The organism is Mycoplasma marinum (assembly GCF_004335975.1).
In the GTDB taxonomy this organism is placed as follows: domain Bacteria; phylum Bacillota_I; class Bacilli_A; order Mycoplasmatales; family Metamycoplasmataceae; genus Mycoplasma_K; species Mycoplasma_K marinum.
This window is the reverse complement of sequence record NZ_PSZO01000004.1, coordinates 31,640-48,673: the sequence shown is the minus strand read 5'-3', so window position 1 is coordinate 48,673 and position 17,034 is coordinate 31,640. Positions and strand designations below refer to the sequence as shown.

The 17,034-nt window shown below is 29.4% G+C and carries 13 protein-coding genes, 1 tRNA gene and 1 other RNA gene; 1 reads left to right on the top strand and 14 read right to left on the bottom strand.

Annotated elements, in window-relative coordinates; all coding sequences use genetic code 4:
* Nucleotides 1-135: 135 nt before the first annotated feature.
* The 14 genes from C4B24_RS01555 to C4B24_RS01495 form a co-directional block, all read right to left on the bottom strand.
* On the bottom strand, nucleotides 136-1,218 hold the full coding sequence (locus tag C4B24_RS01555) for a hypothetical protein (protein WP_131598689.1): 1,083 nt from the start codon (nucleotides 1,216-1,218) through the stop codon (nucleotides 136-138).
* A complete protein-coding gene (locus C4B24_RS05235; RefSeq protein ID WP_272482635.1) occupies nucleotides 1,208-1,336 on the bottom strand; it encodes a hypothetical protein in 129 nt (42 codons plus the stop codon). Before C4B24_RS05235 ends, C4B24_RS01555 begins: the two co-directional genes overlap by 11 nt.
* Nucleotides 1,337-2,454: 1,118 nt before the next feature.
* Complete coding sequence (gene ptsP / locus C4B24_RS01550) at nucleotides 2,455-4,170, bottom strand: phosphoenolpyruvate--protein phosphotransferase (RefSeq protein WP_131598687.1); 1,716 nt, start codon at nucleotides 4,168-4,170, stop codon at nucleotides 2,455-2,457.
* 59 nt (nucleotides 4,171-4,229) lie between these two features.
* Nucleotides 4,230-4,493, bottom strand: coding sequence for an HPr family phosphocarrier protein (locus tag C4B24_RS01545; protein ID WP_131598685.1), 264 nt, complete (start codon nucleotides 4,491-4,493; stop codon nucleotides 4,230-4,232).
* Nucleotides 4,494-4,588: 95 nt separating this feature from the next.
* Complete coding sequence (cls, locus tag C4B24_RS01540; RefSeq protein WP_131598683.1) at nucleotides 4,589-6,070, bottom strand: cardiolipin synthase; 1,482 nt, start codon at nucleotides 6,068-6,070, stop codon at nucleotides 4,589-4,591.
* 50 nt (nucleotides 6,071-6,120) lie between these two features.
* A tRNA-Ser gene (locus tag C4B24_RS01535) sits at nucleotides 6,121-6,212 on the bottom strand.
* Nucleotides 6,213-6,226: 14 nt separating this feature from the next.
* Nucleotides 6,227-7,666: a magnesium transporter gene (gene mgtE / locus C4B24_RS01530; protein WP_131598681.1), complete on the bottom strand. Its 1,440-nt coding sequence runs from the start codon at nucleotides 7,664-7,666 to the stop codon at nucleotides 6,227-6,229.
* A gap of 40 nt (nucleotides 7,667-7,706) precedes the next feature.
* Nucleotides 7,707-8,285 carry a diadenylate cyclase gene (locus tag C4B24_RS01525; RefSeq protein WP_131598679.1) on the bottom strand — a complete coding sequence of 193 codons (579 nt, stop codon included), beginning with the start codon at nucleotides 8,283-8,285 and terminating at the stop codon, nucleotides 7,707-7,709.
* A complete protein-coding gene (locus C4B24_RS01520) occupies nucleotides 8,285-9,919 on the bottom strand; it encodes an EAL domain-containing protein (protein ID WP_168388310.1) in 1,635 nt (544 codons plus the stop codon). Before C4B24_RS01520 ends, C4B24_RS01525 begins: the two co-directional genes overlap by 1 nt.
* A 352-nt stretch (nucleotides 9,920-10,271) precedes the next feature.
* Nucleotides 10,272-10,665, bottom strand: a transfer-messenger RNA (tmRNA) gene (gene ssrA / locus C4B24_RS01515).
* Nucleotides 10,666-10,761: 96 nt separating this feature from the next.
* Nucleotides 10,762-11,199, bottom strand: a complete 438-nt coding sequence (gene smpB, locus C4B24_RS01510) for an SsrA-binding protein SmpB (protein WP_131598691.1) — start codon at nucleotides 11,197-11,199, stop codon at nucleotides 10,762-10,764.
* Nucleotides 11,174-13,312 carry a ribonuclease R gene (gene rnr / locus C4B24_RS01505; protein WP_131598674.1) on the bottom strand — a complete coding sequence of 713 codons (2,139 nt, stop codon included), beginning with the start codon at nucleotides 13,310-13,312 and terminating at the stop codon, nucleotides 11,174-11,176. The genes smpB and rnr overlap by 26 nt, the downstream gene beginning before the upstream one ends.
* Before the next feature lie 3 nt (nucleotides 13,313-13,315).
* Nucleotides 13,316-13,546: a preprotein translocase subunit SecG gene (gene secG / locus C4B24_RS01500; protein WP_131598672.1), complete on the bottom strand. Its 231-nt coding sequence runs from the start codon at nucleotides 13,544-13,546 to the stop codon at nucleotides 13,316-13,318.
* Nucleotides 13,547-13,579: 33 nt separating this feature from the next.
* Nucleotides 13,580-14,635: a hypothetical protein gene (locus C4B24_RS01495; RefSeq protein ID WP_131598670.1), complete on the bottom strand. Its 1,056-nt coding sequence runs from the start codon at nucleotides 14,633-14,635 to the stop codon at nucleotides 13,580-13,582.
* A gap of 220 nt (nucleotides 14,636-14,855) precedes the next feature.
* On the opposite strand from C4B24_RS01495, the gene C4B24_RS01490 reads away from it, so the two are divergent.
* Nucleotides 14,856-16,970: a M60 family metallopeptidase gene (locus C4B24_RS01490; protein ID WP_131598668.1), complete on the top strand. Its 2,115-nt coding sequence runs from the start codon at nucleotides 14,856-14,858 to the stop codon at nucleotides 16,968-16,970.
* The last annotated feature ends 64 nt before the right edge of the window (nucleotides 16,971-17,034 follow it).

The window sequence follows — 17,034 nt, the reverse complement described above, 5'->3', positions numbered from 1 at the left end:
AACTAAAATACCTTTTGCAATAATTATTTGTATTTTATGACCCCATATATACCTTTGCCTTTATGTATATAAACCCCTTTAGTAAAATTTGCCACTTGGGGACTACACAATGTTTAATGCATTAACATTAACACACTACTTCACTGACTCCTTTTTAATATTTTGGTAAGTCAATATATTTATTTCATTAATTTTATTATTGACATTTTTATTAAAATTGAAAGCATTTATCAATAACAACACTAAGCAGCATACATTGATTACTGGTAACCAATAATATCATTTTAATTTTGCAACTTTAAATAATTCAAAAGTACTTCTTTTAGTTGTTAAATCAATTTCAAGAACTTTCTCGATGTGCTTTATATTTGATTCATTAATCTCTACAGAATTTATGATCTTTCTTAAACACTTAGCTTTTAATGTAGTTAAAAATGAAGCAGATAAATAACAAATTAAGAGTGTTGCAGAAATAGAAATTCAAATGTTCGAAAATTCTTCTTCACTTAAAGAAAGGCTTTTTTTAATTTGGGACTTCACTTGAGTTTGCAAAAAGATTGACATAATTAATAATAATAAAAAACCAATAAATCACATCTTAAATTCCAACATATTTGAAAAAGAAATACTTTCTCTTTTAAATTCTCTTTTTAATTTAATATTTTTAGTAAGTTTTTTTTGTCTTTCATCTTCTGCGGGGTCTTCATTTATCAAATCAAAATTAATTTCCTGCATTTCCTTTTCTTTTTCCTTTTTACTGATTACAAAAAGTAAGCACGCAAGAAAACTAGCTATATTTATAAAAGGAAATCAATAGCAAAAGCTTATTCTACATGTTTTTAAATTAAATCAAAAAGTTTTATCTTCTGAAATATTTAATTGAAATTTTTTCTCTAAATATTGTATATTTTTATTATTTAATTGGGCTTTTTGTATAACTTTTTTTCTTAAATCATATTCATAAAAATAAATATGAATATAAGCGAAGAAGTAGGCTCATTCTAAAAATAAAGTCACTTCTCCAAAGAATTTAATGTTATATCATGCGGAGGCATTTTTTAATTCTTCATTATTGAAATGAAAAATAATTGCTCCTAAAATTATGATTAATAATAAAAGTAATTGAACCAATAATAATTTGAATGCCTTTGCTTTATATATATTTTTTAAGAATATTAGTGATTGGTTATTTGTTATTTTTCCCGGTTTATTTAACATTATTTTCTCCTTTAATGATTTTTAACTCTTGTAATATTTTATTAGAAATAAAAACTAAAATCTCTCCTATAGTATGATTAAAACGTTTATTTTCAGCTTTTTTGAAAAAGGAGTACATATATTTTCTCCTAATTTATAACGCCTTTTCAAATGCAGAAAAAGATCATCGAATACTTTTATCCAGTAATAAAAATTATCTTTTCAATTAAATCCGTATAATATCTTGCTCTTAATAAGAAAACAATACATATTTTCAATCAAGAGATATAATTTCATTTATTTCCTCTTCAATTTTTATTCGTTTATCATTTTTTAATAAAAAATGCAATATCTTACTATATGTACATCAAGACACATTCAAAAGACTAATTTTGCTTTAATTTATTGTCCATTTTTTGTGGATTTGATGCTTTATGATTCATTCTATTTTTACTTTTCTATCGTTTGAAATAACTTCGAAGCTTCTCAAAAAATGATTGTTGTGAATTACTCTAATATTTCCAAATTTTCTCATTAATTCCTTAAAAATTAATTCATTATTTTTAAGGAATTAACAGTATTTATTATTAAAACTATATCTTGAGGAGTTCTGCAAGGTAAATTATTTTGTAAAAATAATACCAAGTTATCTTTTATAACGAAAGAAAATTTTAATTCTGATAACTTGTTGTTTGCCCCAAATATATCATCATTTATTTAATCATAATATTAAAATTATATGTTATATTCCAGTAATCAAAGTTACTTTAAAATAACATTAATTAAAGTTTATATGTGAGTGATATATAAGTATATTAAAAAGATACATATGAATTGAAAATGTTGAAAAAGGACATTTTTTTATCGTTTAACTCTGGTAAAAAATCACTTCTAGACTTGCATTTACCAATTGAGCAAGAAACAATCATACTTAGAAACTTAAAAGAGAAATATTGAATTGAAAATAGGCAAAATTAATACCACGAATATTCCAACTTATTCAGTAGTAGCACCTCGTCTAAATTATGGATCCAGAACATATAGTTCAAGGCGTTACAGACCTGATGGAGAATACATTGATAGAACTCTTTTGGTATTTCAAAAGTTACCTCATACATTTTGAATAATTTTATTTATTATTCTTTTATCTTGTGTTTTGACATAAAAACTACACTCCTTTCGTGAAGTGTAGAATTTATTTACCTCAGTTTATTAACAAAGGTTTTTTATAATCTATCTTTGTAATCAAATTTATTATTATTTTTTATTAAATTCTTCAACAAGTGCTTGAACATCTGATTCAGTTTCAGATACAACAGCTTTAGCAGCTAATGCTTGTGCATCTTTTAAATTAATTTCTGAAATTTGTTTTCTAGCTTTAAGTATTGAAGTAGCTGACATTGAGAATTCATCAAGTCCAAGTCCAACAAGAACAGGAACTGCGTTTTTATCTCCAGCCATTTCACCACACATACCAACTCATTTACCTTGAGCATGTGCCCCGTCGATAGTCATCTTAATTAAATTAAGAATTGAAGGGTTAAGAGGTTGGTAAAGGTAAGAAACTTTTTCTGACATTCTATCAGCAGCCATTGTATATTGCATTAAATCGTTTGTACCAATAGAGAAGAAATCAGCATATTTAGCAAATCTTTCAGCATTTGCTGCAGCAGCTGGAACTTCAACCATCATACCTACTTCAATATCTTTCATTGGAGCAACTTCATGCCCTTCTTTAACAAGTTCAGCATGAACTTCTTCAAGAATTGATTTAGCTTTTTTAAATTCATCAATTGTTGCAATCATTGGGAACATGATAGCAAGTTTACCGAATTTAGAAGCACGCACAAGAGCTCTTAACTGAGTCTTAAATACTTCAACTTGATCAAGACATAAACGAATAGCTCTATATCCTAAAAATGGGTTCATTTCTTCTGGGAATTTATAGTATGAAAGAGTTTTATCTCCACCAATGTCAAGAGTTCTAACAACAACTCTATGACCTTTCATATTTGAAAGAACTGATTTATAAGATTCAAATTGTTCTTCTTCTGTTGGTCAATCAGAAGCATCCATATATAAGAATTCTGATCTAAATAAACCTACAGCTTCACCATCATTTTCTAAAACACCCGCAACATCATTAGGTGAACCTATGTTACCTGCAAGTTCAACTTCATGACCATCAGCTGTTTTTGATTCTTTACCAATAAAGGCTTTAAGTTCTTCAGCTTCTTTTGCAAGAGCTTCTTGTTTTTCTTTGTATTCTGAAACTTGTGCTTCAGTAGGATTGATAATAACGATTCCTTCATCACCATCAATTATTAAAGTATCTCCAGTTTTAACTTTTTCAGTTATATCTTTAAGACCTAAAACAGCAGGGATTTCTAATGATCTTGCCATGATAGCAGAGTGAGATGTTCTACCACCAATATTAGTTGCAAATCCTTTTGCAAATTTTTTGTTTAATTGTGCTGTGTCAGAAGGAGTTAAGTCTTCACCAACAACTATAACTTCCTCATCAATTGCAGAAACATCAGATGATTTAACACCAGCAATAGAGTTAATAACTCTCTTAGCAACATCTTTAATGTCAGCTGCTCTTTCTTTCATATAAGCATCTTCCATTGAAGCAAACATTTCAGCATATTTACCAAATACTTCATTTGTTGCTCATAATGCATTAGCTTCTTCTGATTTTATTAATCCTTTAACTTCATCAATCATCATTGGATCTGAAGCTACTTGAATATGTGCATCAAATACAGCTGCGTGTTCTGCATCTAGGTTTTTAGCTGCTCTTTTCTTGATTTGTTCAATTTGAGCAATAGTATCCTTAATTGCACTTTCTAATTTTTGAGTTTCTTGCTCAATATTAGCTTTTTCTTTTTTTATTTCTACGTGTGCCTCAACAAGTTCAAATACTTTAGCTATTGCAATACCTGATGATGCTCCTATTCCTTTTAATTCCATTATTTCTCCTTAATAATATTTATTGTTTAAATTTTGTAATAAAAAAAATAACCTAAAAATTAAATTAGGTTGTTTTTTTTCATTGTTGATTTGATTTCTGCAATCGCAGCATCAGCATCTGAGCCTTCGGCTGTGATAGTGATTTCATCACCTTGTTTAACACCTAGTGCCATGATATTCATAATTGATTTTAAATTTCCTGATTTACCATTTGTTTCAATTTTGATTTCTGAATCAAATTTTGAAGCTGCTGAAACAGTAACTGATGCAGGTCTAGCATGTAACCCAACTGGGTCTGTAATCTTTGCTGTAAATTGTGCCATTTTAATTTCTCCTTTAAAAATGAATTTATATTCACCTATTTTTAACTATTTAATTATAACAAAAAGTTAAAAAAATACAACTTGTTTATACTTGTTTACATCATAGGGAAAACAATCCTTAAAAGTGTAGTTTTTGCCTTTTGAAAAATATTCATATCTTGCCATGGTTTAGCCTTTAATAATTCTGATTGTTTTTCATATCTTTTAAATACTTCGATTAATTTTTTAGCCTCTTCGCCCTCAAAAAGCATTAAATTTTCAAATTGCGAGAAGAATGAACGCATATCTATATTCATCGTTCCAAGGTATGCGGTTTTATCATCAAAAATACCAGCTTTTGTATGAATGAATTTTTCCTTAACTATATATACCTTAACTCCATATTCTTCTAAAATTCTTGCATTAGCCTTTGATGCTTCATACGCAGATTTTTTATCTGGTGCACCTGGTAAATAAAGTTTTACTTCTACTCCAGAAAGTGAAGCATGTCTTAAAGCCCCCATTATTTCTTCAGTTGGAATAAAGTAAGGTGTTGATAATTTAATACTCTTTTTAGCCTTAGAAATCCAATGAACTAGTGAATCTTGCATAATTGGAACACGTATCTCAGGACTGTCTTCAATGTGTATTGCGTTATTTTTAAAATCAGACTTTATTTTAGGTGCGTATTTTTCCACGTCAAGAACTTTTTTATTAATTAATTTTCAATCATTTATGAATTGTAAGGAAAAGGATCTAACCGCTTGTCCTTCCACTCTCATAACAAGATCTTCTCAAATTCCATAATTTTTTGAGTAGTTAACATATTCATCAGTTAGATTTATCCCACCAGTATAACCGATCTTGCCATCTATACTCATATATTTTCTATGTGATCTACAACCATTTTGAGATGAAATAAAAGGAAACCTAACTTGGTCATAAATAGAAATCTTCAATCCTTTTTTCTTTAAATCAATCATTTCATATCAAGGTAAGGCTCAACGTCCGAAGTCATCCACAATTAATCTAACTTCAACACCTTCTGAAATTTTTCTAATGAAAATCTCTTTCAACTCTTCTCAAACTTCACCAGATTTAATAATGTAATAGTTTAAATGTATAAATTTTTTAGCCTTATTTAAATCATCATACATATGCTTAAATGCATACATACCATTATCATAAATTTTCAAATCAGCATTAAGGATTGGTGTTTTTGAAAATTTTGTTTGCTTATTCATTATTACATTATCGGTTTTAACTGATTTTTCTTGAATTAAATAAGTTTCTTTATATTCCTCGTGAAATTCTTCAAGACTTTTTCTTCCTTTAAATCTTCTACCAAAGATTAAATAAATAAATAATCCTATAATTGGTAATAAAATCATCATTAATAACCAAGATGTTTTTGCTGCAGTATGCCTTACTTGACCAAAAACCATGATAGCTCAAATTGCAGTTACTGAATATATAGCCATAAATGTAACCAAGGCTCAATGCACACCAAATAAGTAAAGTGTATAAAATAAATAAACTATACCAGCCATGGCTAATAATGTAAAAATTAACGTGAATATTCTTTGAACTATTTTCATATAAACAAATTATAAAGAAAAAAGCGACCTTTGCGGTTGCTTTTAACATATGGCGGGCTAGAGAGGATTCGAACCTCCGCGGGGATTGCTCCCCCTACATCCTTAGCAGGGACGCCTCTTCGGCCAACTTGAGTACTAGCCCATATTTAGGTCAATTTAAATGACCGTCAATAATAGTATACCAATACTTATGCCAAAAAAGATAAGAATTGATAAAGCATCTATTAAAGTTGTAAGTAATGGAGCAGCCATTACAGCTGGATCTAACTTCATTTTATGTGCAATAAGTGGAAGTAATCCCCCAACCATCTTTGCAAAAATAATTACTAAAAATAATGAAATTGATGCAGCAAATGAAATCCAAATGAATGCAAATGAATGTGTGTGTGATGGTTGAGACAACAATAAGCTTTCGCCAGAGGGTGCAGTTTGAACACCATAATAAATCAATAATCTTGCAAAGTTTGCAATTGCAAGAACTCCACCAACCAAAGAACCGGTACCCAATTCTTTTCTCATAACAGCAAATGTTTTGTCCTTTTGGATTTCACCCAATGCAATACCACGCGTAACCATTGTACTGGCTTGTGAACCGGCATTACCAGCAGCTCCAGATATTACTGGAACAATTGCAATAAGCGCAGAAGTCAATATAGCAGTTGTTATTGCTGATGTAGTTTCATGTAATGATTTTGCAGCAATAGACATAAAGGAGTCTAATACAATTTGTGATAACGTTGAAGAAATCATTAATAGTAGAAGTCAAAATACACGAGATCTAAATAATTTAAGTATTGATGTTTTTAAGTAAGAACTCTCAACACCTTCAATACCAGCCATACGGTGCATATCTTCAGTTGCTTCTTCACGAATTGTATCAATAACGTCATCAGAGGTAACCATACCCATTAAATAACCTTGTGAGTTTATAACTGGCATAACTGATAAATCGTGCTTAGCAAATTCAATCGCAGTCTCTTCTTTATTAAGGGTTGTCGATACAGAAGCAACTGGACCCATTATATCTTTGATTTTTTTGCCCTTTGGAGCAAAGACAATTTGTTGTAGATCTACACTACCAACTAATTTACCTTTTTGATTGACAACAAAGTAAACTTGAGTTTGTTCTGTATGTACAGACCCCTCTCTAATTAATTTAATTGCTTGAAGTGGTGTTTGAGATTGTTTAATTTCAATCATATCCGTTGACATAATTGACCCTGTTTGAAAATCTTCGTAACGGAGTAATTTATTAACATCAGCACGTCTTTCCTTGGGCGTATTCTTAAGTATTTGCTTTGCAATATTTGAAGGCATCTCCTCAATTAAATCAGCAATGTCATCAGCATAAATAGTTTTAAGTATTTGTTTTTGTTGAGTATCCGTAAATTCTTTAATGATTTTTTCTTGGAATTCTATTTCAAGATAAGAAAATAATTTTCCGGATTGATTAGCATCTAGAACTCTAAAAAATAATTTACGTTCTGGCATAGATAATTCTTCAACCATATCAGCAAGATCAGCACCGGGAGTTTCTTTAAATATTTTTCTAATTTCAGCTACTTTTTTACTTCTTAAGGCAGATTTAAGTGTCATTTTTACTCCTTTCTTTTATGTGTTTTTAATTATAACTTTATTATGCATTTTTTAATAAAGCCGTCATTTCTTCTTGGAATGAAGCAAGTTTAATTGGACGAATCTTGCTATTCATAGCAATTGATACCCCACCTGTTTCTTCTGAAACAATAACAGTAATCGCATCAGATTGTTCTGCGATACCCATAGATGCACGATGACGAGCACCGTATTTATTATTAATAGATGATTGTGTAATTTTGTAATATGTTGCAGCATATTTAATTTTTTCACCTTCAATAACAACTGCTCCATCATGCAAAGGTGATTTTTTATTAAAAATTGAAATTAATAAAGATGAAGATATGTTTGCATCAATAACAATACCATCTGTTCTTAAGTGATCAAGTTTTTCCTTGTTTACAATTGTAATAATTGCACCTGTTTTTGTAGCTGCAAGTTCTTGTGTCGCTTCATAAAGTTGGTGAATAAGTCTCATTTGCGATGAAGAACCCATTGTATTGTATTTATTTTTCTTGAAAGCTCATTGCACGAATTTAATTAAATAAGGTAGTAGTATTAATATTATAATTATTCCCGCTGAACTTAATATGGCTATAAGTATTGTATTATTTGACATTATTTAGTCTCCTTTTGTATTTGTTCTATATATATTTTACTTTTTTTATTGAAAAGTAGTGGCTCAATTTTTCCTTCGTTGAAAAATGGCCCGCCAATATAATTAATTTCCGTCTTTAAAATGAATGATAATTCTCTTTGTTTTTCTACTTGAGAAACTACAACTCTTGATTTTATTACCTTTGCAAATGCAACAATTTCTTTTATTAAATTAAGGTTGGTTTTTGATAAAAAGAATGTTTTATACAAAGATTCATCCAAAAATATAAATTCTGGTTTCATTTTTGCTAATTTATTTAAGTGCTCGTCAATAAGGAAATTAAATACACCATACCTTATCCCATGCTCTCTTAATATTTTCATTTTTTTGCTTAATTCATTTATTTCAAAATTAATAATTTCTTTGTAATCAAAATTTAATATAACACGAGATTTCGTTTGGTTGAAACGTTTCACTGAAGCAAAAAAGTTTTCTACTTTAAAATTAGGATCCATAATTTTATCCAATGAATAATCAACAGATATTGAGGAGCGATTTCATCCATTAGAGGCTTTTAATGCTTGTGCTGCATTAAAAGAAAGTAATATAGATTTATAACCCATGTATTCCGAGTGCTTTAATAGCGAATCATATTCAACATCAAGAACATCAGTAGTTATTGGATTAGCAACATTCATTGCTGTTTTTTTCTTTTTTAAATCATAAATAGGTAGAAAGGTATTTGATATAGATGTTATACCAATAGTTTTATCCATTTCAGTTATAGCGATATAATCTGATGCTTTTTCCTTGTAAAGAATAGGGTCGAAAACTATTGAGTTATTTCACCCTGTATTCCACTTAGAAGATTCAAGCGCAAATTCCGAAAATGAAATCATTTTATCAATGTTTTGTTCTTGCACTCCGTAAATAGTTATTCCCGCTCTTGCATTTAATTTATTTTTAAATCCATCAACATCATATTCGCCATTAATGCTTGTTATCAATTTTTCAATAACTTTAACTACATCTCCTTCTTTTCTTTTTAAAGATCTATTATTCAATAAACTTTCTTTTAGGTTTAGATTGGCATTTATTGGAGTGAATAAACCATAACTTCTTTTACTTGCTTTAAATAATATTGACTTTTCTCCCATTGATGTTTCAATTTTTTTCAATGCTTCCTTTTTGCAAACTTTATAATTATTTTCATCAGTATTTTTTCAATTAAATTCAAATATGACAAACAAACCTTTTGACACCTTATTTAAAGTAATGCCTTCACGAATCATTTTTTCAAATATTGATTCACGATAAAAATGAAATGTGTCATAAGTTGAAGATTCATATAATAAGTTTGCGGATCTTAAGAATCTCAATAAAAATGCAATTAATAAAATTAATATTATTGATAACAAAAAAGGTAATAGGGTAGCTAAAACAAACTGAATATCTATTTTATAATCAAGAGCAAGGGATGCAACTAACCAAAGAACTAAAATATTAATCATTATAAAAAATACATTTACAAGTATTGAAATCTTGGATTTAATAAAATTTTTCATGAATGATGTCAAAATCATAGAAATAAACATAATTGAAATAACATAATAAAATATATCGTCAAGAGGGTAGGCAAACATAGAATATATCATCGGTCCGATAAGGGCATAACAAGCAATTACCGCATTACGTAAAAAGACAAGCGTTAGCGCTAAAATTATATAAATATATGGCTGAGCAAATTGTTTAGTTTGAAATAGAAACAATTGAAATAATAGTCCAAAAATAGAGTAAATATTACCCTCTATAAAATTCAAAATTAATTTAGGGTAATTTTTCCTAACTATTAAGTCTGATTTTTTTCATCTCTCAATTATGAAATACAAAAGACAATAAATCATTAAGAATAAAGTTAGCGTTACACTATTTACAAATATTTTCATAAACAAATTATACATTACTACAATGTGGTAATATTTTTAGTTCAAAAAAGATGAAAAAAAATGGTGGAGATGCCGGGAGTCGAACCCGGGTCCACACATACCTTACACAATGTACGTCTACAGTTTAGTTCATTTTAAATTTATCTTCATTCAGTTCAAATAGAACTAAATAACTGATGAAGATTCTACTGGAATTTCATTGTGTTTTAGTAGGTCCACACAACTACCCCTCATGTAATACGTGCCATTACCTCTGAGGAAAAAGTAATTTTACGTTAGCTGCTATTAAGCGAAAGCTAAGTTGTTTGAAGCTGCAGAAGCAAAGAATAGATCTTGATCTGTAACAACTTCTTGTTTTTTGTTGTTTGCATTTATATAATGCGCCTAGTCCATTAAGGTTTGGAGACCACTGCAATACAAAGGTCCGGTAGGCCTGTCGAAGCCATTACATCCCCATTGTTTTTTAAACATATTGACATATGCAAATAAATTATACATATGTTTGCTGAAAAAATGTGTAGTAAAAAGAAAAACTAAGCATCAAAGCTTAGTTATACATTATATTGTTTCTTTATTTTTCTAGAAATATCTCTTTGTTTAATGGTATCTCTTTTATCAACCTTACTCTTACCTCTTGCTAATGAAATGTCAACTTTAACATATCCGCCATTAGACCACTTAAGAGTTACAGCAACAATAGACATACCTTTTTGAGATACGCCTTGTTTCAGTTTTTTAAGTTGATGCTTATGCAATAATAATTTCCTATTTCTAAGTTCATCACCTTGAACGGCCATATACTGTGAAATTTGCATACCCATTAAATAAGCTTCATCATCCTTAAAGTTAACAAAAGCTCCTCTTAAAGATACTTTTCCAGCACGAATTGATTTAACTTCTCAACCTTGAAGTTCTAATCCAGATTCTATTCTTTCAACTAGTTCGTATGAGTAATGTGCATCTTTATTTTTTGCTATTATCTTTGCCATAACGTCTCCTTTGTGGTGCAGGCTTTGGATTTTGCTTATCAGCTAAATCAGCAAGAACTAAATCAATTTTTCCTTCTTCTTTTGATGTTTGGACTACAATAACTTCAACTTGTTCACCGATAGTGAAACTTCTTTTACCATTTGATATTTGTAGACCTGTTTTAGCTAATTCATATTTACCATCAGTTAATGATGAAACGTGAACCAATCCATCAACCTTATCTTTAAATTCTACAAAAAATCCAAATTTCTGCATTGACACAATTTGTCCTTCAAGTTTTTTACCGATAAATTTAGTATAGTATTCCGCTTTTTTAATATCAGCAACTTTTCTTTCTAATTCCATTGCTTTTTGTTCAGATAAAGAGTTTTCTTTTGCTATATTATCTAAAATACTATCAAAATGATCTTTAAGTTCCATTCTACCTTCAAAGAAGTACTCTCTCAACATTCTATGAACCATTAAATCTGGATAACGTCTAATTGGTGAAGTGAAGTGTGTATAAAATTTAGATGCAAGACCAAAATGGCCAATATTATTTTTATCATAAATAGCTTTTTGCATTGTTCTAAGCATCATAATCTTCATAAAATCATCAAATCTATATTTCTTAAGATCATTTATGGCCTTAGCAAATTCCTTGGGTTCTGGTTCTTGAGGTATATGCACATCAAGAGCAAGAACTGATACAACCTGTTGAAGAGCTGCTATTTTCTCCATATCTGGTTTATCATGAATACGATAAATAAATGGAACCTTAGCTTTTGAAGCGTGATAAGCAACAGTTTCGTTGGCTCTAACCATAAGGTCTTCAATCATCATTTCTGATTCTCCACGTGGACGAGGAATAATGTTGATTGTTTTACCATTTTCATCAAGAATTAATTTTGATTCTTCAATTTCAAAATCAATATATCCTTCTCTTAACTTATATCTTCTAAGAATTTTTGTTAATTCTAAAGCATCATTAAGTAATGACTCAAGATTTTTATCTTCAAAATTCTTTGTGCCTGCATAATACTCATTCACTTCATTATATGTAAGTCTATGTTTTGATTTTATTATGGCAGGATAAACTCTATGATTTACAGTTTCACCTTTTGTATTGATTTCCATATCACATGAAAGAACAAATCTATCAACATTAGGATTTAATGAACAAATACCATTTGAAAGTTTTTCAGGAAGCATAGGAATAACCCTATCAGCAAGATATACAGAAGTACCCCTTACAAGAGCTTCGTCATCGATTGCCGAACCTTCTTTTACATAATGAGTAACGTCAGCAATGTGAACACCTAATAAGTAGTTCCCGTTTGAAAGTTTTCTAATTTCCACAGCGTCATCAAAATCTTTTGTATCATCACCATCAATTGTGATAATCAACCTGTCTCTTATATCTTCTCTTCCATCTTTTGATTCATTATCAATTGTGTCTGGAATATCATGATTTGTTTCTTTCATCACTTTATCTGATCATAAGTAAGGAATATCAGAATTTTCAATAGCTGATTGGATATCAACTTTAGCGTCATCCTTATGTCCAATTATTAATATTGGCTCAATCTTGGTAATACTATCTCCATATTCAACAATTTTAACTTTAACTCTAAAATTTTCCTTTAAACCTTCAGTTGAAGTGAATCTAAATTTTCCTGATAATCTATCGTCTAGAGGTTCAAAACCAATAATATGTGGTCCAAATTTCTTTACAGTACCAACAATTTCAGTATGGTATCTATTAACTATTTTTGAAACAAACCCATTATATCCATCTGGTTTAGTAGGATCTTGAAATAATTTAACAATTACGTCATCCTTATCGAAAGCTCCATTCGTAGAACCTGGCCCAATAAAAATTGAGTCTTCCTCTCTATCTACAAAACCAAAGCCTTTTGAAGTCATTCTGATAACTCCTTCGTATTCTCCTAAGAAAATAGGTCTAAAATACTCTCTTTGTCTTGTTGTAAAAATTTCACCCTTGCTTACAAGGATATTTAAAAATGAAGAAAATAATTTATTTTCCCCTCTTTCAATATTAAGTTTTCTTGCTAATCAATTAAATGATTTTGGATTTTCATCCAATACTTTAAATAATAATTTTTTATCCATAAGTTACATATAGACTCTAACGATTATTGCTCCTATCATAAGGCTAATACCTAATACGAACATAACTCTTTTAAGAATCTTTTTACCCCCTCTTTCTTTTGAGACTTTAAATAGATCCAAATCAGAAGAACCAACTAAGGCTCCTGAGAAACCTTGAGAATCTCCTGACATAAGCAGGGAAATTACTAAAATTACAATTGATAAAATTATTAATACTATTAAAATTCCTAACATATATCCTCCTTTTTTTAATTATTTATAAGCGGCTTAAGCACTTAGAGCTGGAACAGTCAACATAATTATTCAACCAATAATATATGTCGCAATTATTAGTGATGGCATGATGGCATAAACTCATTTACTCTTAATCTTCTTAGAAATTATAACAAATACTATTAATAATGATAATTCTATTGCTGTAATTGCCCCTAAAATTCAAACTCCCGCAATACCACTAACATTTGGACCCTCTAAAATAGGGTGAGATGCAAACGCAATATCACCTCAGAAAATTAATGATAGATTAAATATGTGTGAACCAATGATTGATGCAACAGCAGCAATTGGTTGCCTAGCCCTAATTAGAACTACAAGAGAAACCACTTCAGGCATGGCAGTTGTCATCGAAAGGAAAATTCCTCCGGCTGACTTTGGTTTTAACCCATAAGTTTTCATCATAGCATCTATTGTTAAATTTAAGAATACAGCAGCTCCAAGCAACAGTAAAGCGAAAAATAAGAATCCAAACACACCTTTTTTTGCAGAGATATTAGAAACAACACCATCTACTTGCTCATCCTCTGTTCCATATTTATAAGAAAGACCTACATATATAAAATATGCAAATACAAAGAATATAGGAATTAAACCAATTGCTATCTTTCCACCTTTTGAAATATGAAGATCATTACCAAATCAAACTACTATTGTTAAAATTATTGTAATTATTAATGAAAAAATCATTGAGAAGACTGTTCATTTATCTAATTTTTTAGCAAACATTTGCTTGATGAATACAAGTAAAACAACAGTAATCATAAATGTAGAGAACATATTAGCACCCATATCATCAGAAAGACCCACCGCAGGAGTACCATTTACACCTTGTGTTATCTCAGTAACTAATTCTGTAAGTGATGTTGCAACTGAAACTAACGCCCCACCAACAAATGCTCCACCGAATTTTGTTTTCTCGATTACTACCTCAGCATACTTAACCATCTTAAGGGACATAAAGAATGTAATTATTGCTGCAGGTATAAACCAAAGCCACATTGTTCCTATACTATTAAATTTTGAATATTTCTCTGCTATATTTTCCATAAAAACATTATATACATTTAATAAAGAAAATAAAATATAATATTAATCATTTTATAATTCGCATTGATTTTTTTCAATTCTCCAAAAAAACTTTTTCTAAAAAAATGACTATTAAGACAATAAAATAATTTCAAGCATTCAAAATACTTGTATATTCAAGTGTAAAATACTATAATTAATATGGTGGAGAAAATATTCCCACAGAAAGGCAGAGTCTAAAATGTCAAAAATTAAGAAAATATCAATAGGGTTATCTTGCGTTGCAGCAGTTTTTATACCAATGGTTACAATTAGTTTAGCAACAAATGAAAAAAATGATAATATGCCTATAAAATATGAGAGTAATTCACAAGCTATTTATAATGCTGAGAATTCAATAAACTCTTATAAAGTAACAAAATTTGAAAAACATAATCAAGTTGTAGTTCCAACAACTGAAATAGCACCTTGAAATACTAGGGATATGGAGCAAAAAAGTGCAGAGCACATGAATTTATGACCCACACATCTTTATGTAACAAAAGGTACAAAGTTTGAAGTAGAAGCCAAAGGAAAAACAGATGGAACATTGAAGATTTTTCTTGATGGTTCTTATCATGACTTCGTTATAAACAAACACAGTAATGACGACTTCAAACTTACTCCCGGAAAAAGAATTGTTATAGAAGCACCCGGAGATGGTGTTGTCTATGTTAGAAATGATAGTAAAGAATTCCCATTGAATGTAGATATTTATAAACAAAATCTAAATTCATATCCTGTTTTTACAGATGGACAAACAACAGATAAAGAATTCTTAAAAGAATTACAAACAACAAAAGCACCATTTGCTCAAATAACAAATGGATATACAAACTTCCTTTGAGAAACAAGAAGAATGTTAGAAATGTATGAAAAACAAAATGATCCAAAATTATTTAGTAAAGTATCAAAAAGATTTTATGATATTGGTAAATATTACTCTGATAATTTTGGTATTGATACTAGTTATACAGGTGTAGCTAAAAACCACGTGGAAAAACTACAGGTTGAAACATCAAAAAACCATGGCTTTGGTTATGCTGGTTACCGTGTTGCCGTTACACCACCGCACTGACCAAATAGTTTCTTTACAGATGGATATAAATCCAACTGAGGGTTGTTGCATGAAATAGGTCATATGTGACAAAACCAAAACTATAAATTAGATGGGTGAGGCGAAAGTTCTAATAACATGTTGATAACAATGTATCAAAAACGTGCTAGCAATAATGAATACAATAGATTTTTAGATAAGAATGTAACTAAGTTTTTAAGAAGAGTTGAATCTTCATTTGAAGAAGGAAAAATTCCTTATAATGACAAATCGATAAGAGGAATGCAATCTATGCTGATGGTTGAGCAATTAGATACAGCGTTTGATGGTGAGTTTTATCCAAGGTTTAACCAATATTATAGAACACACTTTAGAGCTCGTTCAATACCCAATAAAGACAAACTTGATCACTTTGTTGTAGCAGCATCCCGTGTTGTTAATAGAGACTTATCACCTTTCTTTGATAAATGAGGTATGAAGTATAATGATGAATCAAAAGCTATAATGAGTGAATTACCAAAACTTGAAAATAAAATTTGAAATAATTATTTATATGGAAATACAATAAAAAATAATATCAAAGAATACACATTGCCAAAATATGAACCAACAAATCTACCAGAAAGATTAATACCAAAAGATATTGTTGCATATTTCAATGAAACACACTCTGAATTAATCGAAAGAATTAAACCTAGAATTCAAGAACTTGTTCCAAAAGGTTATGAAGTTGAGGCAGTTATTTCAAAAGATGACAAGATTACAAGCAGTAAAAAAATATCCTTCAATGTATTCGATCCAAATAATAGATATGCTACTGAAAATAGATTCTTCATGAATGTTGGTGTTGCACCAATAGAACCACTTACAACAATAGGTATAGGTGAGTGATGAACATATGGTAAGAAAAATAGAATGAAAATGCAATTTATACCAGGACAAAACAAGATATATTTCAGTGGTTCAATTAATGAAAAAGTATTGAAAGCTGATAACGCTAAAATTTCCCTAAGATTCATTGATCCTAATGGAAAATTAGAGAAAACTATTCTTCTTGATAATACTCAAACATTAAAAGAAATATTAGACACAAATCAATTAAAAGATGGTATTAAGTTTATCCCTGGAAGTACAATAGAAATTACAAAAGAGAATTTTGGTCGTTATGTCTTATTACATACAGAACCAAACCACGGTCACTTCTATTATGATTCAAAAGTCATACTTAAATTAGAAGGCGATGCATTTGTAAAAAAATAATACCTGAAATAAATTAGATATTTAAAAATGCTATTTGCAAAATGCAAGTAGTATTTTTTTACTC